At 44.2% G+C, this 24,531-nt stretch carries 23 protein-coding genes and 1 riboswitch; of the genes, 22 read left to right on the top strand and 1 reads right to left on the bottom strand.

The genetic code is table 11. The features are described 5' to 3' along the window. The first annotated feature begins 4 nt into the window (after positions 1-4). The 10 genes from L1028_RS00230 to L1028_RS00275 all read left to right on the top strand — a co-directional run bounded on the left by L1028_RS00230 (position 5) and on the right by L1028_RS00275 (position 8,717). A complete protein-coding gene (locus L1028_RS00230) occupies positions 5-388 on the top strand; it encodes a spore coat protein (RefSeq protein ID WP_234529811.1) in 384 nt (127 codons plus the stop codon). 256 nt (positions 389-644) lie between these two features. Next, positions 645-1,145 carry an Lrp/AsnC family transcriptional regulator gene (locus L1028_RS00235; protein WP_094870551.1) on the top strand — a complete coding sequence of 167 codons (501 nt, stop codon included), beginning with the start codon at positions 645-647 and terminating at the stop codon, positions 1,143-1,145. Between the two features lie 13 nt (positions 1,146-1,158). Then, positions 1,159-2,379: an aminotransferase class I/II-fold pyridoxal phosphate-dependent enzyme gene (locus L1028_RS00240; RefSeq protein WP_279306818.1), complete on the top strand. Its 1,221-nt coding sequence runs from the start codon at positions 1,159-1,161 to the stop codon at positions 2,377-2,379. A gap of 181 nt (positions 2,380-2,560) precedes the next feature. Next, complete coding sequence (locus tag L1028_RS00245; protein WP_423802996.1) at positions 2,561-2,818, top strand: aspartyl-phosphate phosphatase Spo0E family protein; 258 nt, start codon at positions 2,561-2,563, stop codon at positions 2,816-2,818. 216 nt (positions 2,819-3,034) lie between these two features. Then, entirely contained in the window at positions 3,035-3,601 is a 567-nt protein-coding gene (locus L1028_RS00250; protein WP_234529816.1) for a cob(I)yrinic acid a,c-diamide adenosyltransferase, read from the top strand. Between the two features lies 1 nt (position 3,602). Next, complete coding sequence (locus tag L1028_RS00255; RefSeq protein WP_234529818.1) at positions 3,603-4,586, top strand: RluA family pseudouridine synthase; 984 nt, start codon at positions 3,603-3,605, stop codon at positions 4,584-4,586. Positions 4,587-4,772: 186 nt separating this feature from the next. Beyond that, complete coding sequence (locus tag L1028_RS00260) at positions 4,773-5,147, top strand: arsenate reductase family protein (RefSeq protein ID WP_234529819.1); 375 nt, start codon at positions 4,773-4,775, stop codon at positions 5,145-5,147. Between the two features lie 265 nt (positions 5,148-5,412). Continuing rightward, positions 5,413-6,339 (top strand): 5'-3' exonuclease, encoded by a 927-nt coding sequence (locus L1028_RS00265; RefSeq protein WP_060625221.1) that lies wholly within the window; start codon positions 5,413-5,415, stop codon positions 6,337-6,339. Between the two features lie 268 nt (positions 6,340-6,607). After that, positions 6,608-7,489, top strand: coding sequence for an ROK family protein (locus L1028_RS00270; protein ID WP_234529822.1), 882 nt, complete (start codon positions 6,608-6,610; stop codon positions 7,487-7,489). 211 nt (positions 7,490-7,700) lie between these two features. Continuing rightward, the gene (locus L1028_RS00275; RefSeq protein WP_234529823.1) at positions 7,701-8,717 is read left to right on the top strand and encodes an HRDC domain-containing protein; all 1,017 of its coding nucleotides are present in this window, start codon (positions 7,701-7,703) and stop codon (positions 8,715-8,717) included. 81 nt (positions 8,718-8,798) lie between these two features. Here L1028_RS00275 and corA read toward each other — a convergent pair whose 3' ends face one another. Then, positions 8,799-9,734 (bottom strand): magnesium/cobalt transporter CorA, encoded by a 936-nt coding sequence (gene corA, locus L1028_RS00280; RefSeq protein WP_042125638.1) that lies wholly within the window; start codon positions 9,732-9,734, stop codon positions 8,799-8,801. 398 nt (positions 9,735-10,132) lie between these two features. Then, positions 10,133-10,263, top strand: a riboswitch (SAM riboswitch). Between the two features lie 114 nt (positions 10,264-10,377). Between corA and metA the strand changes: the two genes are divergently transcribed. The 12 genes from metA to L1028_RS00340 all read left to right on the top strand — a co-directional run bounded on the left by metA (position 10,378) and on the right by L1028_RS00340 (position 24,444). After that, positions 10,378-11,298, top strand: a complete 921-nt coding sequence (gene metA / locus L1028_RS00285) for a homoserine O-acetyltransferase MetA (protein ID WP_234529825.1) — start codon at positions 10,378-10,380, stop codon at positions 11,296-11,298. A 36-nt stretch (positions 11,299-11,334) separates the two neighbouring features. Further along, positions 11,335-12,507 (top strand): PLP-dependent transferase, encoded by a 1,173-nt coding sequence (locus tag L1028_RS00290; protein ID WP_234529828.1) that lies wholly within the window; start codon positions 11,335-11,337, stop codon positions 12,505-12,507. 266 nt (positions 12,508-12,773) lie between these two features. Further along, on the top strand, positions 12,774-13,910 hold the full coding sequence (mqnC, locus tag L1028_RS00295; RefSeq protein WP_234529830.1) for a cyclic dehypoxanthinyl futalosine synthase: 1,137 nt from the start codon (positions 12,774-12,776) through the stop codon (positions 13,908-13,910). A gap of 265 nt (positions 13,911-14,175) precedes the next feature. Next, the gene (locus L1028_RS00300) at positions 14,176-15,018 is read left to right on the top strand and encodes an SPFH domain-containing protein (RefSeq protein ID WP_234529832.1); all 843 of its coding nucleotides are present in this window, start codon (positions 14,176-14,178) and stop codon (positions 15,016-15,018) included. A gap of 11 nt (positions 15,019-15,029) precedes the next feature. Further along, positions 15,030-15,200: a type II toxin-antitoxin system antitoxin gene (locus tag L1028_RS00305; RefSeq protein WP_042125648.1), complete on the top strand. Its 171-nt coding sequence runs from the start codon at positions 15,030-15,032 to the stop codon at positions 15,198-15,200. Positions 15,201-15,699: 499 nt separating this feature from the next. After that, complete coding sequence (gene thrS, locus L1028_RS00310) at positions 15,700-17,637, top strand: threonine--tRNA ligase (RefSeq protein ID WP_076300071.1); 1,938 nt, start codon at positions 15,700-15,702, stop codon at positions 17,635-17,637. 415 nt (positions 17,638-18,052) lie between these two features. Further along, positions 18,053-18,619, top strand: coding sequence for a 3D domain-containing protein (locus L1028_RS00315; protein ID WP_423802997.1), 567 nt, complete (start codon positions 18,053-18,055; stop codon positions 18,617-18,619). Positions 18,620-18,795: 176 nt separating this feature from the next. Beyond that, complete coding sequence (locus L1028_RS00320) at positions 18,796-18,939, top strand: hypothetical protein (RefSeq protein WP_234529835.1); 144 nt, start codon at positions 18,796-18,798, stop codon at positions 18,937-18,939. 246 nt (positions 18,940-19,185) lie between these two features. After that, on the top strand, positions 19,186-20,265 hold the full coding sequence (gene liaF / locus L1028_RS00325; RefSeq protein ID WP_234529837.1) for a cell wall-active antibiotics response protein LiaF: 1,080 nt from the start codon (positions 19,186-19,188) through the stop codon (positions 20,263-20,265). Beyond that, positions 20,266-21,342 carry a sensor histidine kinase gene (locus L1028_RS00330; protein ID WP_234529840.1) on the top strand — a complete coding sequence of 359 codons (1,077 nt, stop codon included), beginning with the start codon at positions 20,266-20,268 and terminating at the stop codon, positions 21,340-21,342. 3 nt (positions 21,343-21,345) lie between these two features. After that, complete coding sequence (locus tag L1028_RS00335) at positions 21,346-21,999, top strand: response regulator (protein ID WP_042186223.1); 654 nt, start codon at positions 21,346-21,348, stop codon at positions 21,997-21,999. 777 nt (positions 22,000-22,776) lie between these two features. Further along, positions 22,777-24,444 (top strand): S1C family serine protease, encoded by a 1,668-nt coding sequence (locus L1028_RS00340; RefSeq protein WP_234529842.1) that lies wholly within the window; start codon positions 22,777-22,779, stop codon positions 24,442-24,444. The last annotated feature ends 87 nt before the right edge of the window (positions 24,445-24,531 follow it).

Consider the following 24,531-nt stretch of genomic DNA (forward strand, 5'->3'; position numbering starts at 1 on the left):
TTAAATGAACGCGCAAAATTCAGCAGCATTTATGCCGGATGAAGATTTAATGAACACCATTTTGTGTGATCTGAAGCGGACGGTTCGGGAATATGCTACGGCAGCAACAGAATCGGCATGTCCAGCTGTTCGCCGGGTATTTAACACCATGACCATGGATACTCTTCAACTTCAAGGTGATTTGTATACGCATATGTCTCAAATGAATATGTATCCTGCACCTGCAAAAGCATTGCGTCAGGATGTGGACAAACAGCTTCAGACCGCACAGCAAATGCAGCAGCAAACAGGGCAATTTGTTCAACAAAAAACAGGGCAATTTGGCTCCTCCGCTCAGAATGCTCATATTACGGCTAATGGACAGCATCAGCCTTCTCATTTAATGTAACCATACTGGTTAGCAAATGAAGTATTCTACCTCGTTACCTTAAGAATGACGCCTGTTTATACCGGAGACTTCGGTATTAACGGGCGTTTTTTGTATATATACCCATTTAGCTGAGAAAACATAGTCTTCTATAGGAATTCATATGGGGTTATTTTGTTTGCAGAGATGCTCAATTCGTGTCATATTAGTATTAAACTCTTTTCGCGGGCGACGCATGAATGCGCAACGTCATTTGCGAACTATCCGGAGGGAAGGCATGAAGGAAATGAATGAACTAAAGAGGAAAGTGCTGGAACTGCTTAAAGAGGATGCCAGAAGATCTACTTCACTCTTAGCTACGCTACTAGGCGCGGAAGAAGAAGACGTAAAGACGGCAATTGGGCAATTAGAGAAAGATCACGTAATTGTTAAGTATGCAGCTGTTGTTAACTGGGATAAAGTGGATGATGAGAAGGTAACTGCGCTGATTGAAGTGCAGATTACACCCGAACGGGGTCGCGGCTTTGAAGGAATTGCGGAAAGAATCTACCTGTATCCACAAGTGAAATCCGTGTATCTGATGTCCGGTGCTTACGATCTCCTGGTAGAAGTGGAAGGCAGAAACTTACGTGAAGTGGCCAATTTTGTTTCCGAGAAGCTGTCTCCAATTGATTCAGTACTCTCAACTAAAACGAACTTTACCCTTAAAAAATACAAACAGGATGGGATCATCTTCGAGGAGCATGAGGAAGACAACCGTCTGATGATCTCTCCATAAAGGAAGTAATCATATGATCACGAATAAAACGCAACTAACTGGAGAAGACAGCAAATCAATGAATTCTTATTTAGCTCCGCTAGTACAGCAAATTCAGCCTTCGGGTATTCGTAAGTTTTTTGATCTGGCTGCAGGCAGCAAAGATATCATATCACTTGGAGTTGGGGAGCCTGATTTTAAGACCCCGTGGCATGTCAGAGAAGCTTGTGTCTATTCGCTGGAAAGAGGGTTTACAGGCTATACATCCAATGCGGGTATGCCTGAGCTACGGGAGGGAATTGCGAACTATTTGCACACCCGTTTTGCAGTGGATTATGATCCTGCCAATCAGATTATAGCAACGGTCGGCGGAAGCGAGGCCATTGATCTTGCTTTGCGTGCTTTGGTCACGCCGGGAGATGAGATTCTCATACCGGAACCTTGCTATATTTCCTATTCGCCTATAACAGCTATTGGTGGAGGAATTCCTGTAGGGATCGAAACGGTTGGAGAGAATAACTTTAAGCTTACGGCAGAAAGCTTGGAAGCGAAGATCACACCACGATCCAAAGTTCTGATTCTGTGTTATCCAAGTAACCCTACGGGAAGCGTGATGACCCGTGAGGATTGGGAGCCGATCGCCAAGGTAGTAGCGAAACATGATCTTATTGTAATTTCAGATGAGATTTATGCTGAATTGTCATATGGAATGAATCACGTCAGCTTTGCTTCATTGCCAGGTATGATGGACCGTACGATTCTGGTCAGTGGTTTCTCCAAAGCTTTTGCGATGACTGGTTGGAGAATGGGTTATGCTTGTGGTCACCCTGATTTAATCTCCGCAATGCTTAAGATTCACCAGTACACTGTGATGTGTGCTCCTTCTATGGGTCAGGTGGCTGCACTTGAGGCACTGACCAATGGGATGGAAGAGAAGGATCGTATGGTTGATTCTTATAACCAACGGCGGAGGCTAATTGTTAAAGGTTTACGTGATGCAGGGCTGGAGTGCCATGAACCACAAGGTGCATTTTATGCTTTTCCAAGCGTGCGCAAAACGGGACTGACATCTGATCAATTTGCACAACGATTATTGCTTGAATATAAGGTGGCAGCTGTACCTGGAAGTGTCTTTGGTTTAGGTGGTGAAGGTTACTTACGCTGCTCCTATGCTACATCAGTATCTCAACTGAATGAAGCTATAGAACGCATTGGTGCTTTTGTCACACAATTGGAACGAGAGAGAATGGAATAGAGAAAATTGGACTATAGCCTATCCTATAATCCTATGGTATTATTTTACTTTGAGAGTAATTAACCCCTATAATAGAACTAACAAGGATGTATTTTACTCTGAAATTAAGCGTTGCTTTGAAGTTGCTTTTATTACTTTAATGATATTTTGTGGCACGCGCTCAATAATACTTTTAGGAGGGATGATTGTGCTTAGTGCCGATTATTACTTACCTTCCTATGGAGGGCAATGTTTTTCTGGAAATGGGAAACTGTCCCCCAAGGGTGATGCTTCTGCTCGCATACTCTCTCTGGAAGATGAAATTAGAATACTCCGTAGCAAAATGGAGCAGCTTTTTTTACAGGAAAAATCATTCACTTCAGATAATGTGATTGAAATTAGCAGTTTACTGGATCTCAAGATAAATGAATACATGAAGGGGCGTCCAGCTGGGAAATAACGTCGCTACATGCTGTTGAAGAGGACCCTACGGTCCTCTTTTTGTTGTTCCTTTTGAGCTCGTACACATCGAATATTGCAGTCTAATTGGAGGCGAAACTTATTTTTGGAGAAAATGAGGTAGGGATGATAAACTATACTCTTCATTTGCCATTTTTATATAAGAAAGCTTAAACTAGCATTATGTGATTTGAAGAATGGATAGGAGGAGTAAGCCATGGTGATCTATACACGCACGGGTGATGCGGGTCAAACTTCAGTGATTGGCGGCCGGGTTGGTAAGGACGATGTCCGAGTTGAAGCCTACGGAACGATCGATGAACTGAATTGCTTTATAGGTCAGGCAAGGAGCCTGATGGAGGACGATCAGTTTGATGATGTACGCGAGCAGCTGCTGGAGATTCAGCATGAGCTATTCGATTGCGGAACCGATCTGGCTTTTATTAAGCTAGGTGATGGTGGTCAATATATGGTAACAAGTGAGATGGCTAAACGGTTGGAGGGCTGGATTGATGAACTTCAAGCAGAGAATCCACCACTAGAAAAATTCATCCTCCCTGGGGGCAGTCCATTGGCTTCGGTTCTACATGTGTGCCGTACGGTTTGCCGCCGGGCGGAACGCCGGGCAGTTACACTTGGACGAAATGCAGACATTAATCCGGAAGCGGTTATTTATTTGAACCGGTTATCCGATTATTTCTTTGCGCTGGCTAGGACGGCTAATACACGGGCAGGGATTACTGATGTAGAATACATTCGCAGTAAAAAGGTGTTCCGAGACTAATATGACTAGCTATTATTCACCAATTACTTACATTATACCGCCAGAAGAGGATGACTGGTTGCTGAAGACGATCCTGCATAAACGGATGGATGTCTCACGTAAATTGTTGTCACGCCTTAAGCAAACAGAACAAGGGATTACATTAAATGGAGAACGTGTTTATATCAGCGTACATGTTAAGGCAGGCGATATTGTACAGATTCGCATGGAAACAGAGACTTCGGATGATATTTTACCGCAGCCGATTCCCTTTGAAATTCTATTTGAAGATGAGCATCTGCTCGTAGTAAACAAGGCAGCGGGGATCATCGTGCATCCCACACACGGACATTACACTGATACGCTGGCTAACGGAGTAGTTCATTATTGGGCGCAAAAAAATGAACGTTTCCGCTTTCGACCCGTCCATCGTCTGGACCAGGAAACCTCCGGTGTGTTAGTCATCGCCAAGAATCCATATAGCCATCAGCATATTTCTGAGCAGATGATTGCGGGTACAGTGGACAAACGTTATGCTGCATTTGTTCATGGGGCTCCTGTGGAGCCTTTCGGCGATATCGACGGACCTATTGACCGTGATCCTGAGGAGCCGCATCGGCGTATCGTGACACCGGATGGTTATCCTTCTCTGACTCGGTATGAGGTTAAAACCGTATACGCACAAGGTTCAAAAGTTGAACTGAAGCTGGAGAGTGGTCGTACTCATCAGATTCGGGTCCATATGACCTCTATCGGCTGTCCTTTGATTGGTGACAGCATGTATCGTCATGAGCTGTATAATCTACCGGAATTGACTTTAACTCAAAGTGAACAGTTAGAGTCCGTTACAGCACTAGATGCCTCCATACCGCGTCAAGCACTGCACGCGGTGCGTCTGACGTTCAAGCATCCGGTGCTGCTGCAGGAAATGATCTTTGAAGCTCCATTGCCTCCTGATATGGCGGCTTTGGAGGAGATACTGGAGCAAGGACCGATAGCGAAATAGTGATAAAATTATCTTAGTGATGTTAAGCGGAGAGGGCGAATTAGTTCTGGAGAAACGGAGTGTTCGCCTTTATCCTCGGATTTCATCTGCAAAAAGCGGACTAATCAAGAAACCTGAGGATAACAGCGATCGGAAGAATAATTCGCCAGCACAGCGCACTCATCACTACCATTAAAGGAGCACAACATGAGCAAACTAAAAGTATATCAATATCCAAAATGCAGCACCTGCCGCAGCGCAGTAAAATGGCTACAAGCTCAAGGTCATGAGCTAGAGCTTCAGCACATCGCAGAACAGCCGCCCACCGTTGAGGAGCTGCGTGAATTGCTGGCCAATAGCGGACTTGAACTGAAAAAGTTTTTTAATACAAGTGGTGAAGTCTATAAAGCATTAGGTCTTAAGGACAAAATGATACAGCTTAGTGAGCAGGAGAAGCTTGAGCTGCTAGCGAGCCATGGCATGCTAAATAAACGTCCGATAGTCACTGATGGCGTTAAAGTTACGGTAGGCTTCAAAGAAGATCAATATGCTGAAGCTTGGACTAATACTTCCAAGGCATAAATCCGTAAAGGGGATGTTCCAACAGTCATTTCATGGGTGTTGGGACATCCTAATTCTCGACTTTATGTCCATTGTGCGGCCATGCTTCTCATTTTGAGAGCCATGGTTTTTTTATGTTAATTCAAAGGATAAGAATAAGCTCCAATATGTGTAACTTTATGATCCCTTATCAGATCAAGTGTTTTCTGATAGAATACTCTTTGTGCAATAGCATGGACAAGCGCTTAATAACAATACAACGAACGATTAAGGGAGAGGTTTATACATGAGAGCAGAAACAACGGGCCGTGTAATGCTTGTAGATGGAATGGCTCTGCTGTTCCGGGCCTTTTATGCGACCTCTTATGGAGGATATATCCGCAAGACAAAAGCTGGATTGCCGACGAATGCGGTGTATGGTTTTTTGCAGTATTTTTTCGATGCAGTAAGCACCTTTGAGCCTTCTCACGTCGTATGCTGCTGGGATATGGGCAAAGGAACGTTCCGCACCGAGAAATACGATGGGTACAAATCGAATCGGATTGAAGCGCCATTAGAGCTGATTCCACAGTTCGATCTAGTAAAAGATGTAGTAGCTGAGCTAGGTGTGCCGAATATCGGACTTGCAGGCTATGAAGCGGATGATTGCATTGGTACGCTGGCTTCTTGTTACAGTGAAAACTCTGAGGTGTATATTTTGACGGGTGACCATGATATGCTTCAGCTCATTGATGAGAACGTAAAGGTCGTCATTATGAAAAAGGGACGCTCTAACTATAAAGTGTATGACCTTGCAGAATTGCTGGAGGAAAAGGGTCTAACCCCTAGACAGGTGATTGACTTGAAAGGCTTTATGGGCGATACCAGTGATAATTATCCCGGCGTAAAAGGGATTGGTGAGAAGACTGCGCTGAAGCTGCTGACCGAATACAGTACAGTTGAAGGTGTAATTGAGAATCTGCATCTGCTCCCTAAAGGTGTGCGTACCAAAATCGAAGCAGATCTGGATATGCTGCATTTATCGCGAGAGCTAGCTGAAATCCGTTGCGATGTACCAGTGGTCTGCGAGCTGACAGAAGCCTTGTGGCAACTACAGCGGGAAACAGCTGCGCGCAAATTTCAGGAACTAGAGTTCGGCAGCTTGATGCATTTGATTGCTGAGGTGCAAGACGAACGGGGAATTGTACAGATTGAGTTAGGCGATTTGGGTTAAGATCAGACACCCTTCATGCAAAGATGCATGGAGGGTGTTTTGTAAAACTATAAGAACGTATAAGTTTCGCACTATACATTATCCTTATATTTCTCTCTTAAACGTTACCGTCCTTATAAGGACGCCAAAGGCGTTTATACTTGTTGTGATTGTGATAGCGCTTCATTCAACGTATAATTAGGGCTGGTGATTGCTTTTTTTAATGCTATTATTTATTTATGGATGGGTAGCGTATCAACTTCTAACTAGAGAAAGGGAGATAATTGCTGTGAAGCTATTGGGAGCGATTGAAGCAGGCGGAACAAAGTTTGTATGTGGGATTGGTTATGAGGACGGTACCATTGTTGACCGAGTTAGCTTTCCAACAACGACACCGGAAGAAACGATGGGACTAGTAATAGACTATTTTAAAGAGAAGAATGTAGAAGCATTCGGAATCGGATCTTTTGGACCGATTGATCCCGTACTGGACAGCCCTACTTATGGTTACATAACAACGACACCAAAACCTCACTGGGGACAATATAATCTGGTAGGCACAATGGCTGAGCAATTTAACGTTCCGATCGGCTTTGACACGGATGTGAATGGAGCAGCGCTTGCGGAGAGTAAATGGGGAGCGGCTAAAGGTCTGGACAGCTGTCTTTATATTACAGTTGGGACAGGCATTGGAGCAGGAGCGGTTGTTGGCGGCCAGATGGTCCATGGATTGTCACATCCTGAGATGGGACATATTCTAGTCCGTAGACATCCAGAGGATACGTTTGAGGGTTACTGTCCTTATCATGGCGATTGTCTTGAAGGATTAGCCGCAGGTCCGGGGATCGGCAAACGCTGGGGACAACCGGCAGGAGAGCTGCCAGTGGACCATCCGGCATGGGAGATGGAAGCTCACTATCTTGCACATGCACTCATGAACTATGTGCTGATTCTGTCTCCTCAAAAAATCGTAATGGGCGGTGGTGTTATGAAGCAAAGCCACCTGTTCCCTTTAATTCGTACTAAGCTGCAAGAGTTATTGAGCGGATATGTTCAGCATCCATCGCTTAATGTCGACATCGATAATTATGTTGTCTCACCAGATCTTGGAGACAATGCAGGACTTGCTGGAGCGATTGGATTGGCTACATTAGCTCTAGCTAGAAACTAGTATAAAAAGGCATTGACTGTTCGGTAATATATGGTATTCTAGGATTTAACAGTATAGCATTTAATGAGGGAGCACCTCTTTCGCGTTTATCGTGAGAGAGGTGCTTTTTTTGCGTTCGGGGTCTGATTGAGAAAGGATTTGCTCGCTCCGAAGGAGGCTCTTCCCGGGAGGTTACTTTGCTTGCTGTAAGTTGAGAAAGGTAGGGATGAATATGCAAATTGTATTTATGAACCGTTTATCCAGAATATCTGGAGTGGATCAAGAGATGTATGCCCAGCTGTGGATTGGAGAGGAAGAGGGGATCTGGAGTTTGGGCTGGCGTGATTTTTCAGGTGGGGAGAATTACATCGAGAATTTGTGGTATGAAGGTGGTTCATGGAATGAAATGCTCTGTGTATACAGGCATGAGCTGGCAGTGAAGATGGGAGATGGCTATCGACCCTTAATCGACGGGATATTCCACGAGGAGGATAGTCTTACTGGACGTAATCAGGAGCAGCTGAAGCTTCAATATTACAGTGAATATTATGGGAATGAAGCCATTTATGAAGAGTTATGTGCTTGGCGCCGTGGTAAGGCTTCGAGTGAACGGAAGGCGCCCTATATTCTCGCCAGCAATCGTCTGTTGCGCTTGTTAAGTACATTTCTACCGCATACGCCAGAGGAACTGATGCAAATTCCGGGTGTAGGAGAAGGCAAGGTAGCGCAGTTTGGGGCCGATTGGCTGGCTATAACTACTGCGGTGGCAAGGGAACATTCCTTTCCTCTAAGTTGGGTGTATGAAGTAATTGAAGAGGAGTCTTTCGTATCTTGGCTTTATAAACAAAAAGAGGTCAAATATAAAAAGCAGCTAGAACGACTGCGCTTGCGGAGGATTTTGCTACAGGGGATCGAGAATGGATTGGGCTTGGAACAACTTAAGGTGAATAGTGGAGTGAACCGGCGTGAACTGATTGAAGCGGTAGAGGAACTAGAAAGAGAAGGTTATTCCGTCGAAAAGCTGATCCATGTAGAGCTTAGCAATATGCCGCAGAATGAGCAGGAAGCGATTTGGAATGCTTATGTGGAGCTAGGGGATCTTTTCTTAAAACCGGTGCTACATAAGGTGTATGGTGACGATTTTTCCGCTGCTGAAGGATTGGATATTTATTATGAGCGTCTGCGATTGATCCGCATCCGTTTCCGTCGGGAGCAAACGCATAAAGTGGGCATGGCGACCAGTTTCTAAATTTATGCATACCAAAAGACGAAGGCTTCCTTATACCTTACGGTTACAGGGCCTTCGTCTTGCTTATTCGTCCGATTCGTTTCATAGCCATTCCTTCTTGCGGAAAACATACAGCATCCCACAGCCTAAGGTCAGCATGACGCCTATAACGCCATAATAGCCATATTTCGTATGAAGCTCGGGCATATGATCAAAGTTCATACCGTAGATTCCGGTAATTACGGTCAGGGGCATGAATATGGTTGTGATCGCAGTAAACACTCTCATAATTTCATTCGCTCGGTTGGCGATACTGGATTGGTATGCCTCTCGTAAGTTGCCCATGAGATCGCGATACGTCTCAAAGGTTTCAGATATTTTAACCGCATTTTCATAAATGTCGCTAAAATATTTCTGCAGCTGATCATCAATCAGACGGAGGTCTTTTTTGTTTAGGGTATTGATCACTTCTTTTTGTGGTCCCAGCATTTTTTTTAACCATAAAATTTCACTTCGCAGACCGATAATTTCACTGAGATGTGACTTCTTGGTATGCATGAGGATATCTTCTTCCAGCTTCTCAATCCGAGCTTCAATCCGGTCGCCGACGGAGAAATAGTTATCTACGACAAGGTCAATAAGTAAGTAGAGGAACATATCTGGTTCACTTACTTCTTGCTCCCAGAGCATAGGCTTCAGGATTCGTAGTTCATTGATCTTTTGTTTCGTGACAGTGATGATGTAATGTCTTCCAAGGAATACATTGAGCGCCCGCAGGAAAATTTCTTCATCATCAAAGCGGATGCTATTTACAACTATAAAGTAGTGACTTTCGTATATTTCGATCTTCGGACGCTGATCCTCTTCGCTAAGGCAATCCTCAACAGCAAGATCATGTAGGTTGAACAAAGGCTGAAGCAGCTCCAAATCCTCTACATCGGCGTCAATCCAATAGAACCCTTCTGTTGGGGGTGTTAGTGTTTCATCAATTTCATCAATAGGTGTAAAAACCCCTGCATTTACCAGCCGGATTTTCATCTGATTTCACTCCTCCTATCCCCAGGTCTTCACCAGGGACTGCTAAATTAAGCACAGAGAAAAAAATCAGCTTGGCCGGCGTTACAATCAATACATAGGGCCAAATGACGTTTCGAGGGCATGAAGAAGAACTGCTCCCGCCGCCGGCAAGCTGATGATTATCCTGTGTGGTTGCTCATTCTGTACACATATTTGCGAGCTCGGGTCGCCTTCCATTCTTCTTCTCACCTCTTCTTTTCGTTCAGGTATGAAATACTTGTCTAGTATAACAACGGAGTATGCCTCTTTCAAGCAAATTTATTGTGATTTTGAGGCTTCTTCAGCATTGTATGGACTTGACGAAAAGGAGGTTCATGATTTAAAGTTAATTTTAAAGTAATTTAATTGAATACAGCTAAATCTTATCAAGAGCAGGTGGAGGGACTAGCCCTATGAAACCCGGCAACCGGCGTGTAAACGCACGGTGCTAATTCTTGCGGAATTTCTGCAGACGTTTAATCGTCTTCAGGAACATTCTGGCAGATGAGAGAGGCGCATATGACTGTAGATATGACCTTTCTCGATTTCCGAGGAAGGTCTTTTTATTGTTCAGCAAGCCGCAGTGCGGCAAAACAACTAAATTCAGCTAAGGAGTGGAAAGACAATGCCAATTAAAATTCCCGACAGTTTACCGGCGAAAGAAGTATTATCCGGAGAAAATATTTTTGTGATGGACGAAAGTCAGGCTTTCCATCAGGATATCCGTCCACTACGGATTGCTATTCTGAACCTCATGCCGACTAAAGAGACGACAGAGACTCAATTGCTGCGTTTAATTGGAAATTCGCCACTACAAGTTGATGTTACTTTACTGCATCCACGTTCCCATATTTCCAAGAATACTTCTGCTGAACATTTGAAGAGCTTTTACAAAACCTTTGACGAGATCAGCCACCGCCGTTTGGATGGTTTAATCGTTACAGGTGCTCCTGTAGAACAAATGGAGTTCGAGGAAGTATCGTATTGGGAAGAACTGAAAGAGATTTTTGAATGGAGCAAGGACAATGTGACTTCAACCATGCATATTTGTTGGGCGGCACAGGCAGGCTTATATCATCATTTTGGTGTTCGTAAAGTGGCATTGCCTGAGAAATGCTTTGGCGTCTTCCCGCATACGATTAATCAAAATAACATTAAACTGCTGCGCGGCTTTGACGAGGTATTCCATGTACCACACTCTCGTCATACCGATGTCTCTCGTGAAGATATTGAGAATAATCCAGATCTGCAGATTCTGGCGGAATCCGAAGAAGCTGGTATGTATCTAGTGGCTACAAACGACGGTAAACAAATATTTGTGACCGGACATTCCGAATATGATCCTCTATCCTTGAAATGGGAATTTGACCGTGATGTGACTAGAGGGATGGAGATGGCTTTGCCGAAACATTACTTCCCTAAAGATGATCCAGAACGTACACCTCCAGCAGTGTGGCGCGCGCATGCCAATTTATTATTCTCTAACTGGCTCAATTACTATGTATATCAAGAAACGCCTTATGATATCGACCCGATTGTTTATTAAAAACAGCGCTACAATATAAATTAGGAGGCATTAATCATGGATGACAAACTTAGGATTGAAAGTAGACTGGCTCAAATAGGTTCTCAAGAAGATCCAGCCACAGGAGCAATTAATTTTCCGATCTATAATGCAACGGCATTTCGTCATCCAAAACTCGGTCAGAGCACAGGGTTTGATTATAGCCGCACCAAAAGTCCGACCCGTTCAGTGCTTGAGAATGCAGCTGCGGAACTGGAATCCGGAGATGCAGGATTTGCTTGTAGCTCAGGGATGGCAGCAATACAAACGGTGCTTACCTTGTTCGCTCAAGGCGATCATCTGATCGTTTCGCTGGATCTTTACGGCGGTACCTATCGTTTGTTGGAACGGATTATGTCCAAGTTTGGAATCACTGCTTCTTATGTAGACACGAATGATTTGGATGCACTGGAAGCTTCGCGTCGTCCAAATACGAAAGCTGTATTTATTGAAACGCCAACGAACCCACTTATGATGATCACGGATATTGAAGCTGTGTGCAGTTGGGCACGTCACCATGGGTTACTTAGCATTGTAGATAATACGCTGCTGACTCCATTCTTCCAACGGCCTATAGAATTAGGTGCGGATATTGTAGTTCATAGCGCAACTAAGTATTTGGGTGGTCATAATGATGTACTGGCAGGCCTAATTGTATCCAAAGGTGTAGAATTATCAGCTGAATTAGCTATTCTGCATAACTCTATTGGCGCCGTGCTCGGACCAACAGACAGTTATCAGTTGATGAGAGGCTTGAAGACATTGGCGCTGCGTATGGAACGTCACGAGAGCAATGCACTAGCGATTGCCCATTACTTACTAGAGCATCCAGCGATTGCGGAAGTGTTCCATCCAGGATTGCCCGATCATCCAGGGCATGAAATCCAGAATCGCCAATCTTCAGGCAATACCGGTATTTTTTCTTTCAAATTAAAAGATGCCAGATACGTGGAGCCGCTTCTTCGTCATATTCGTCTTATTGCATTCGCAGAGAGCCTGGGCGGCGTAGAGTCACTTATGACTTATCCGGCTGTACAAACGCACGCTGATATTCCTGTGGAGATTCGAAATGCTGTGGGTGTAGATGATTGTTTGCTACGCTTCTCCGTCGGTATTGAACATGCAGAGGATTTGATTGCTGATCTTGGCCAGGCACTAGAGGCCGCTAGGGCAGAAATTGAGTCTTTGTAACAGGAAGATATGTTCAATCGAGCGTTAGTGGAGAAATAGAGTATAACTAGCAGTATCGCTTAGTGCGATGCTGCTTTTCTTCTGGATGGGATTTTGCGAAGAATGTAAAAGCATTTTTCAAGCTGTTCAGATTGTGATACGATGAGGAAATGAACTGTTCATTAGTATGAGAAAGGGTTGTCGTCTTAAAAGGAGACAACGTTTTTTCTTCCTGTTATTTTGTGATTCTACCATACCCCTAAGGGTTTAAAAGGAGGATGCGAACGATGAGTGCGATAGATCTTATTTTGGACAAAGCCCTACGGGGTGAACGTCTCCAATTGGAAGATACCATCCGACTGTTCGAGAGCAACGAAATTGAGAAAATGGGTGCAGCTGCAAACACCATAATGCAACGCTGGCATCCAGAGCCGATGGCCACGTTTGTAATTGGTCGTAATATTAACTATACGAATGTATGTGATGTCTACTGTCGTTTCTGCGCATTTTATCGCAGACCGGGCTCTGACGAGGGTTATGTACTGCCGGATGAGACGATTTACCAAAAAATCGCTGAGACTATCGCTGTAAATGGTACGGAAATACTGATGCAAGGCGGTACGAACCCAAATCTTCCTTTCAGCTATTATACCGATATACTTCGCGGAATTAAGCAACGTTTTCCTGAGATTACAATGCATTCCTTCTCTCCTGCTGAGATTATGAAGATGAAAGAAGTATCTGGATTATCGCTCGAGGAAGTTGTGCGTGAAATCCATGCTGCTGGTCTGGATTCTTTACCAGGTGGAGGAGCGGAAATTCTCGATGACCGTACACGCCGCAAGATCAGTCGTCTTAAGGGCTCATGGCGCGAGTGGATGGACGTAATGCAGACAGCACATAAGATCGGGATGAATACAACAGCTACGATGGTCATTGGACTTGGTGAGAGTATGGAAGAGCGGGCACTGCACTTACTTCGTGTGCGTGAGGCTCAGGACGAGTGTATTGCCAACAAATATGATTCAGAGGGTTTCTTGGCCTTTATTTCTTGGACATTCCAACCGGACAATACTAACTTGAAGCTGGATAGACAATCGCCTGAGGAATATCTGAAGACGGTTGCCATTAGTCGCCTTGTTCTAGATAACATTAAGAACTTCCAGTCCTCTTGGGTAACTATGGGACCAGAGGTCGGCAAGCTTTCCCTTCAATATGGCTGCAACGATTTCGGCAGCACGATGATTGAAGAGAACGTAGTATCTTCTGCGGGCGCGACCTACAAGGTCAACATCGAGTCGATTACTGGGCTGATCCGCGAAGCAGGCAAAATCCCGGCACAGCGGAATACACGCTACGATATTCTGCGCGTGTTCGATGATGCTAATGCGAAAATTGATAATGATTTCATTATGCAGAACTAATATATAATTTAATCAACGCTTGTTGCTCGTTAATCCGTTTAGTGGATGATTGAGCAGCAAGCTTTTTTTTGTGAAATTTCGATCACTAGCCGTCGCACAAATGTCATCTACGTAAGCGAAGCTTGGTGTTGGGAACGCCTTGAGAATGGAGGTTATGTACCTGTGAACATAAATTCATTATTTTATTACATTTCTGTATACACATTATTATCCAAAAGTGATATCATAATCATATCAAAAGAATATCTTATGGGGGTGCTTTTTTATGAAGGAGAAGACGCTTCGTCCTGTCAGCGGATTTTGGGTTATCGCATTGATTGCAGTTTGTTTGGGTGGTGGAATCTACGGTGCTGTTCAGGAATATATCGCAGTATCGGTCATTCTGTTCGTTGTAGCGGCAATACTATGTACGAGTATTACAGTTGTACAACCCAATAAGTCGGTTGTAGTCACCTTTTTTGGTAAATATGTAGGGACTATTGCAACGAGTGGATTGTTTGCAGTCATTCCGTTCAGCGTTCGTAAGACAGTTTCCCTGCGTGTTCGTAACTTTAACAGTGTGAAGCTCAAGGTCAATGATGTCGAAGGTAATCCCATTGAAATTGCTGCAGTTATCGTCTTCAAAGTGATTAACTCCGCTAAAGCCCTCTTTGATGTAGATAAATACATGGCTTTCGTAGAGATTCAGAGTGAAACGGCGCTGCGTCATGTAGCCAGCAAATACCCTTATGATAATTTCAATGAATCTGGTATGTCCCTGCGTGCCAATGCAGATGAAATTGCTAAAGAGTTAGCGACTGAGCTTCAAGAGCGCTTGTCCTTATCTGGTGTAGAAGTCATTGAAGCCCGGCTTACACATTTGGCTTATTCAACAGAAATCGCCAGCACTATGTTGCAGCGGCAGCAAGCTTCTGCCATTCTGTCTGCTCGTCAAATCATTGTTGAAGGTGCAGTTGGCATGGTCGATATGGCGATTAAACAGCTTAAAGAGAGCGGTGTAGTGGAGCTTGACGAAGAACGTAAAGCGGCCATGATCAATAATCTGATGGTGGCGATCGTGTCGGAGCGCGGAGCGAGTCCGGTCATTAACGCCGGCTCGTTGTATTAAGGCGGTGCATCATGGCGGCCAAGAAAAGCTTTCCATTGCGGATCGATCCGGATCTGCATGAGGCGTTGGAACGTTGGGCGGGAGAGGAATTTCGCAGTGTAAACGGACATATCGAATACTTGCTGCGTGAGTCTTTGAAACGTGCAGGCCGCTTACCTGAAAGGAAACGCCGAGAAGAGTAACTTGTTAAGGACAGTTCTAACGCTATTTTCTGGATGTAGAACTCACCGTGTAGGTGACTGTTAACGCGGTTTACAAAATTTCGCCCCTTCTACAGACTTGACTGTCAGAGAGGACAGATTTATAATTACTCCATAATTCAATGTTAACAGCTTTGACAAAGATATGAATGGATTGTTCTGGACCGTATCAGAGAGAGGGAACATAGGCTGTAATTTCCTCCGGTATCCTACTATCAATTTACCCCTTTGTAGCTGCGGTTATGAATTCCCTGAAATGGGATAGTAAGAACTGCCGGTTCATGGTCGTTATTCCATGCTTACGAAGGATTCTGACTCGACTCTGCTTTAAGAGCAGATTGAGAGAATCGAATTTGGGTGGAACCACGGGTGCAATCGCTCGTCCCTTTGCGGGACGGGCGTTTTTTGTATGCGTGGATAATTTCGTTTCGCAAAATTTAAAATTATTGTTTGGCTTAAGGAAATGAAGGAGGAAATTAAAATGGTAAGTATTAAACTTCCGGACGGCTCCGTTCGGGAATACGCAGAAGGTAGTAATATTGATGATGTAGCAGCTTCTATTAGTAGTGGACTTCGCAAAAACGCGGTGGCAGGGAAATTGAATGGTATTGTCGTGGATCTGTCCACTCCGCTAGAGGAAGGCGCATTGATAGAAATCGTAACTTTGGATTCACCTGAAGGCTTGGAAGTTATGCGTCACAGTACTGCCCACTTGATGGCGCAAGCTGTAAGACGTTTATATGGAACAAAGGAAGTTAAGCTTGGTGTAGGTCCTGTTATCGAAGATGGATTCTACTACGATATGGATTTGGAACATCCGCTTAATCCTGAGGATCTGCTAAAGATTGAAAAGGAAATGGATCGCATTATCTCTGAGAACCTTCCAATCGTACGTAAGGAGGTTAGCCGTAAGGAAGCGCTCCAAATATTCGGTGAGCTAGGCGATCCTTACAAACTTGAACTAATCGAAGCATTGCCTGAAGATAGTGTGATTTCGATCTATGAACAAGGCGAATTCTTCGACTTGTGCCGTGGACCACACTTACCTTCGACTTCTAAGATCAAAGTCTTTAAATTGATGAATGTAGCTGGTGCTTACTGGCGCGGCGATAGTAAGAATAAAATGCTTCAACGCGTATACGGTACAGCTTGGATTAAAAAAGCGCAGCTCGATGAGCATCTTCGTCTGCTTGAAGAAGCGAAAAAACGCGACCACCGTAAGCTGGGTAAAGAGCTTGAAATCTTCACATTTAATCAATTGGTAGGCCAAGGCTTGCCGATCTGGCTGCCTAAGGGTGCCAAACTGCGGAGTATTCTGGAACGTTATATTGTGGACCTGGAAGCAAGTCTAGGATACCAGCATGTATATACTCCGGTTCTTGGTAATGTTGAACTATATAAAACTTCTGGACACTGGGAGCACTATCAAGAGGACATGTTCCCTAAAATGACTATTGATAATGAAGAGTTTGTTCTTCGTCCAATGAACTGCCCCCATCACATGATGATTTATAAGAGCTCCATGCACAGCTATCGTGATCTGCCGATCCGTATTGCTGAACTGGGTATCCAGCACCGTTATGAAATGTCAGGAGCATTGACTGGCTTGCATCGTGTGCGTTCGATGACTCTTAATGACTCCCATATTTTCTGCCGTCTGGATCAAATTAAAGGCGAGTTCATTCGTGTAATCGAGTTGATTAAACAGGTATACAGTGACTTTGGTATTAATGACTACCGTTTCCGGTTGTCTTATCGTGATCCTAAGGATACTGAAAAATATTACGCTAATGACGAAATGTGGGAAACTGCACAGCGTATGCTGCGTGAAGTTGTAGAAGAAGCTGGTCTGCCATTCTACGAAGCAGAAGGCGAAGCTGCCTTCTACGGTCCAAAACTGGATGTACAGATCAAGACTGTACTAGGCAAAGAAGAAACTCTCTCCACTGTACAGATCGACTTCTTGCTGCCTGAACGCTTTGAATTGGAATATATCGGTGACGATGGTCAGAAACACCGTCCAGTCGTTCTACACCGCGGTATTTTAGGTACTATGGAGCGCTTTGTTGCTTTCTTGTTAGAGAACTTTGCAGGATCACTGCCGCTTTGGCTGTCTCCACAGCAGGTTAAAGTTATTCCTGTTTCGACTGCCTTCGACGATTATGCTAAGGAAGTTACAGACAAGCTGCGTCGCCGTGGTATCTCTGCTGAGGCAGATTTGCGTAATGAGAAGCTTGGCTATAAGATCCGTGAAGCTCAGCTAGAGAAGCTACCATACATGTTCGTAGTTGGCGAGAATGAGATGAATGCCGAGACAGTTTCCATCCGTAAGCGTGGAGAAGGCGATATGGGAGCTAAGCCGCTTCAAGAAGTTATTGAGCTGCTGGCTCAGGAAATTGCAGACCGTGTAATCTCCTAATTACTTGTAATAATCAACACCAAAAGTACGTCTAATAACGACCTCTGTCATATGCCCATAAGGATCGAAAATTGATCTTTATGTATAAAATTTTGTGAATCGGGAAACCTTCGCTAATAAGGGGGAGGTTTATCACATGAACAAAATGGGCATATTTCAGAGGTTTTGGTGTCTTTTCGTCACAATAGTCCTACTGTTGACTGCTGCAGGTATCATTCCTGAATCCAAGCATCAAGCAGTTGTGGCCAATGGGACAGGAGACACATTGCAGCACACAGATATTAGTAAAACGCTTTCGAACGAATTGCAGCATACTCAGGCTAACTCTGGTTCAATGAGAACCAAAGATCAACAAGCTATTCTCACCACTGGCCGTGCTACCTTGTTATCAAACGAGTCATATTCCAGCGGACCGATCGTTCCTGCGACAACAAAAAATAAACCAGTAGCTACAAAGTCACCACAGAGCACTAAAGCTCCAACTACCAAAGGGAGTGGGGGCACAGGGTCTTCAAAATCGCCGTATTCTGTTCCAGTAGCTGCGCCAGCTCCTGACCAGATTATTACTTCAATGAAAGTGATGGCGACGGGTTATACTGCGGGTTTTGAATCTACAGGTAAAACATCTAAACATCCTGAATACGGAATCACCTATTCAGGTGTTAAAGTACGTAGAGATAAGAACACAGTCTCGACTATTGCTGCTGACCCTAAGGTAATCCCGTTAGGGAGTATACTTTATATACCAGGTTATGGATACGGCATCGTTGCTGATACGGGATCTGCCATTAAAGGGCGGAAGATTGATTTGTATTTTGCTACTACGAAACAGGTGTATAAGGAATGGGGCAAAAAATCAGTTGTAGTTCAGCTCATTAAGCGAGGAAACGGTACATGTACAGAAGTGATGTTGAAGAAGCTTACTCAAGCAATTGAGACTTATAATGCTGTACCGCAATCCCTGCTGGAGGAATCCATTTAAGATATAGTGGTTATATTTCAATGAATTTGGTGGATTGATCTTATTTTCACTTGGCCATGCATAATAGTGACATCACCTTGCCATAATACGGACTGGGGCAAAGCATTAGCCTCATCCGAGATTTCCTCTTAGTAAGCATTATCTATGCTGCATAAGGGATAAGGGAGGTGAATTCCGTGGCTAATAATAAAAAATCTAAAGTTCAAGAAAACTACAAAACACCGAATGAAAAATACAATGCTGAGTTTGCTGTTGAGAATGACGGCGCAACTAAGCAAAGTGGAAATACTTCTAAGCCAGTTCAGAAACCACAACAATAATGCGCTACTGAAGCAGAAGACTGCTGAATAAAGAGACTGTCCCGGATCAGTTTATAACTGAGGGACGGTCTTTTTTTTATATTTCATATATAATGAAGTAAATGGAATATTACCCCATTCGTCTCCGTCTAGAGACTGAGTGGAAGTTCCTTCTCTCGCCGCTGTTTATGAGCGCTTCCTTCCTGTAGACTAAGGCTATAAGATTGAAGAAGAGAGCGTTCCACTAATTTAAAGGGGAAATGGAATATGAAAAGAAGGTTCACAAGTCAGATTTTTGGCGGCTTGATCCTGATAGGGATTGGAGCCATGTTTCTACTTAGACAATTGGGTTACACCGATTTCAGCTTAGGTTATTTGATCTCAAATTATTGGCCTGTTATCTTGATCCTCATGGGGATGAAGCGACTTCTGGGTACGGGAGACGAACATCAAAAAGGTGGATCTTCACCTATCGGCGGTTTTTTCTTTCTGGCGATCGGAGTGTTCTTCCTTGGACGGAATTTGGACTGGTTCGATATTTCAGCCGGGGATTTTTTCAAAATGTTCATTCCAATCATGCTTATTGGTGGCGGTCTTTATGTGATTTTTAAACCACGAGGTTCAGTACCACCAGTGCCACCTGCTCCAACTTCACCACCTGATTACTTTCCTCCAGGAAAAAGCTCACTGGATGTAGAACCGCCAAAGCCGTTGGATTCCACGCTAGATGAACAATTTGAGCAGAAATTCGGCAAACCTTCTGGTGGGCGAGACTGGAATATTAATCTTCAAAAAGATGAAGAAGAGGATGAGGACGGAACTGGAGCTTTTAAGTCCACCGCTGAATCACGTTGGCAAGAGAAACAGGAGCGTCATGAGCGCAGACGCCAGGAACGTCATGAGCGTCATGCTAGAAGACATGGGGAATGGCATGAGGAGTTCCATGAGACAGAGAGTAACAAAAAGGAGTCAACCAATCGCTCTGCTTTTTTTGGGGATGTCCACATGGGTCGCGAGCATTTCCAACTGAAGAACACAAATGTCTCGCAGTTTATAGGTGATACTGTACTGGATCTGACGAACGCGCAAATTGCTTATGGAGAAACGAAAATTAATATCTCCGCTTTTATAGGTGACATCAAGGTGTACATTCCGAATGATATGGATCTTGGAATCTCAGTGAACAGTAGTTCATTTATCGGTGATATGGAAGTTCTGGATCAGTCTCGGAGTGGATTTATGAGCAGTGTTCAATGCAAGACGCCTTATTATAAAGAAGCGGGCAAAAAAGTCCGCATTAACGTAAGTGCTTTTATAGGTGACATTAAAGTTAAAACGGTGGGTTAGATGGGAACAATCTTCAGTAATACCAAATGGTTGTTGTTGTTTTACTTTTTGCTCACTGGAGCCGTAAGCGCCGGGTTGATGTATGCAGGCACTTGCCTTGGGTATATCGAAGTAATGGATTATCGCATGTGGCTATACTTATGTCTTGGGATCGTGTTGTTCACTGTTGTAATCGGTTATATGGCAGGTCAGCGCATTCAGCGCCGGATTGATCATCTGGATCTAAATATGCTGCAGGTAGCCAAAGGGAATCTGTCCGTACGTATGCCAGAGAGTGATGACCAATCTTTTGCGAGAGTGTACCACGAATTTAATGTCATGATGGATACAGTTGAGAACAAGATGCAGCTTCTGCAGCGATTGGGTGAGCAAGAGGTTATTGAGAAGGAACAGGCAGCGGAGAGTGCGGTGTTGGAGGAAAGAAGGCGTATGGCCCGGGATTTGCATGATACGGTGAGCCAACATCTTTTTGCCATTCATATGTCGGCTTCTTCGCTGCCTAAAGTGCTGAAGGTGAATGAAGCTCAAGGTCAATTGGTAATGGATCAGTTGATTGCAATGTCACAGATGGCACAAAAGCAGATGAGAGCACTAATTGCACAGTTGCGACCGGTAGAGCTGGAAGGCAGGAATCTTTTCGAGGCACTGGAAAAATGGTTCCCTGATTATTGCCGCCAGAACGGCTTAAAAGGAATGAAGGAGCTTGAGCTGCAAGGAGAATTATCTGAGGCTATTGAACATCAGTTATTCTTGATTATCCAGGAGGCTATGGCGAATATTGTGAAGCATGCTGAAGCTAGACTGGTCAGTTTATCGCTGCGTGAAGGGTCAAGACAAGTTGTGCTGAGTATTAGTGACGACGGTCAAGGCTTTGAACATATCCAGCAAAAACAGGGTTCGTACGGTCTTACCACCATGCGCGAACGTGCAGAGAAACTGGGTGGACAAGTGGAGATTATTAGCCGTAAGGGTGCGGGAACGACCATACGTGTACATATCCCTAAGTTTGTGCAAGGGAACTCTGAGTTAGAGGAAAAACGTGCGTTAGGAACAGATACAGAGGACGAGGAGGAATAGAGCATGAGCGTCATAAGAGTGCTGCTCGTGGATGATCATGATATGGTGCGGATGGGTCTTAAAACATATCTGATGCTGGAGCCGACGTTTGAGGTTATAGGAGAGGCAGCAAATGGACAGGAAGCGCTGGAGATGCTGCGTGCTGGTGGACATGAAGGCTTACCCGATCTCGTGCTAATGGATCTGATGATGCCTGTGATGAATGGTGTGGAGACTACTCGTGCAGTGCTATCGGAATTTCCTGGTCTCAAAATCGTTATCTTGACCAGCTTCTTAGAGGATGACCTCGTCGTGGACGCTATAGAAGCTGGAGCAGTCAGCTATGTGCTCAAAACTGTGTCGGCAGAGGAATTGATCTATGCACTGCAAGGCGCATTTCGCGGTATGCCAGTTATGACAGGTGATGTATCGCAAGCGCTGACACGTGGGATTCGCCAGCGTACCGTGCAAGGTGATTCCTCCGGCTTAACGGAACGTGAGAAGGAGGTCTTACTGCTCATTGCTGAGGGCAAGACCAATAAGGATATCGGCGAGGAACTACATATCAGCATCAAGACAGTGAAGACGCATGTCAGCAACCTGCTGATGAAATGCGAGCTGGATGATCGAACCCAGTTGGCTATTTATGCTCATCGGAAGGGTTGGGCTCAGGGTTAGGTTTGTTGTTCAAAATGATTTGGGGTAGTTTATGGGGGATTAAAAGTAAGTTATAGGGAAAACATCCCTTTAAACTTGAGCATTATGCTTGTATACAGGATTATAGGGAAATCCTCCGTATAAATTCTTTGTTTTTTTCATAAACAGCTATATTGGTGAGAATTATAGGGAGCTTTTCCCTCTAACTCTTGTTTTTTTGTTATATTCGGCTAATTATAGGGGGCATTTCCCTATAATAAAGTTGGTTGACTTCTCTAGCTACACTGTCCATACACTAATTGCGGAATAAGCTAGTTTGTCCAGATTTTATTAGTTTGTAGCTTGCAGTTTGTAGTTTGCAGATTGTTGTTTATGGATCATGTTTTTATTTTTATTTTTATCTTTTATCTTTTATCTTTTATGTTGTATCTTTGGAAGTTCGGGCTGCGTTGTTTTCCGCGCCCGAGCTTCTTTTTTTACTTCCCTGCCAGGGATTGAGTATCAGAGCGAAAAGTTTACGTCCGCCTTTGAAATCATGTTCCAACCGCAGGTTCAATTCATAGGAACATGAGTTCAACAGCGGTGTAGCCTGAAACCCAATCCCGCCCAACAGCATGTGTCTTCTTGAACCTAGTCCCCTAATAACTCCCTTCTGATTCCAAATCCCGTCTATTGGCCTATATCTTTTATCTCCGCTTAAATTGTTTTTAATGTGACCTTAAGGTTTAAAGTACAAAATAAGAAACAAGAAAACAAATTAATCCTTGTCAGGCGACAGGATGCAGGAGGTAAATAAACATGGACGATAACAAAAACAACTTTAATCGTGACAATGGACCAGCACCAGATCGGGATTGGGACAATAATAACCATAATAGCAATAATAATCAGTCTTCCGAATCCGGATCATCATACTACTATTCTTATGGACCATTTAAATCATTGAACAAAGATGAAAGTAACGTAGACGGAAGTGCTCAGCATTACAACCGGATGGAGCCGGAGCGGGTAGAGATTACACCTCCACAGCCTGTAAAACAACTCCCATATAACAGTTCATATCGCAGCACAGGCTTCGATGGTAATGGCGGGGGACGAGGTGGAAACGGCGGAGGCGGTTCTGAGGGTGGCGGTGGCTGGCAGTTTAATAAAAAGCCAAAAAGCTCAGTAAAAACAATATTTGTTTCCTTCTTAGCGGGTATGGTCGTTCTCTCAGGTTCGATGTTCATGGCAGATCGAGGTAACTGGTTCACAGGAGATGCAGCTTCAACCATTGCGAGCTCAGAATCGAATGGAACGGCGAAGACAACGAATGAGAGTGCTAGTACTACACCTAATACTACCACTACATCATTGGTGAAAGGATCTCGTGATGTGACTGGTGTAGTTGATGCGGTTGGACCAGCAGTCGTCAAGATTGAGACGTTAGTGAAATCTGGTTCGCGTAATGGGAGTTCATCCAGTCCGAACTTGAGTGATCCGTTCTCTCAATTTTTCTTCGGGGATCAATACGGTGGAAGTGGTTCTTCACAAAATGAGCAGGACTCGAAGTCAGGTTCAAACTCTTCATCGCAGCTCATCCCTTACGGAATTGGAACAGGTTTCATTTATGAGAAATCCGGATATATTTTGACCAATCAGCACGTCATTGAAAATGCCGATGTCATCCAAGTTACAGTGGATGGCGTGACCAAACCATACGAAGCAAAATTGCTGGGTTCTAGCAAGGATCTGGATTTGGCAGTACTGAAGATTGAAGGAGATACTGATTTCCCTACAGTTGCTCTGGGAGATTCGGATAGCTTGAAAGTAGGTTCAGAAGTGGTTGCTATCGGTAACCCGCAAGGCTTCGACCATACAGTAACCTCTGGTGTTCTTAGTGCAAAAGGACGCAGTATCGATATCAACGAAGAAGACGGTAGTGGAACACGCAACTACAAAAACCTTCTGCAAACAGATGCTTCTATCAACCCTGGTAACTCCGGTGGTCCGCTGCTCAATATGAATGGACAGGTAATTGGTATGAACGTAGCTGTTAGCACAGATTCCCAAGGTATAGGTTTCGCTATCGCTGTGAATACGATTAAAGATGTCGTAGATAAACTGGAAGCGAACCAAGCGATTCCAAAAGAACCCGTTCCCTTCATTGGTGCAACGCTTATGACGATTACAGATGAAGTAGCTAAGCAAATGGGCACGGATATTAAAGAAGGTTCTGTAGTTGCAGACATTATCTTTAAATCGCCAGCGTATGCCGCAGACTTGCGCCCTTACGATATCATTACAGGTGCAAATGGAACAAAATATGCAACAAACCAAGATCTGATCGCTTTCATTCAAACGTTAAAAGTCGGTGACAAAGTAACGCTGAATGTTGTGCGCGATGGCAAGAACATGGATCTCTCCGTAACAATCGGCAACAAAAATGATTTTGATACGACCACACAACAAAGTCAGCAACGATAACACCGGACGGTGAATAACGCGGAAGGGGCAACCCTTCCGTTTTTTGTCTAAACATGGTGTGACTGCTACAATATAAATAAATAGAAA

The sequence above is a fragment of the Paenibacillus pseudetheri genome (assembly GCF_924513355.1).
GTDB classification, from domain to species: domain Bacteria; phylum Bacillota; class Bacilli; order Paenibacillales; family Paenibacillaceae; genus Paenibacillus_AQ; species Paenibacillus_AQ pseudetheri.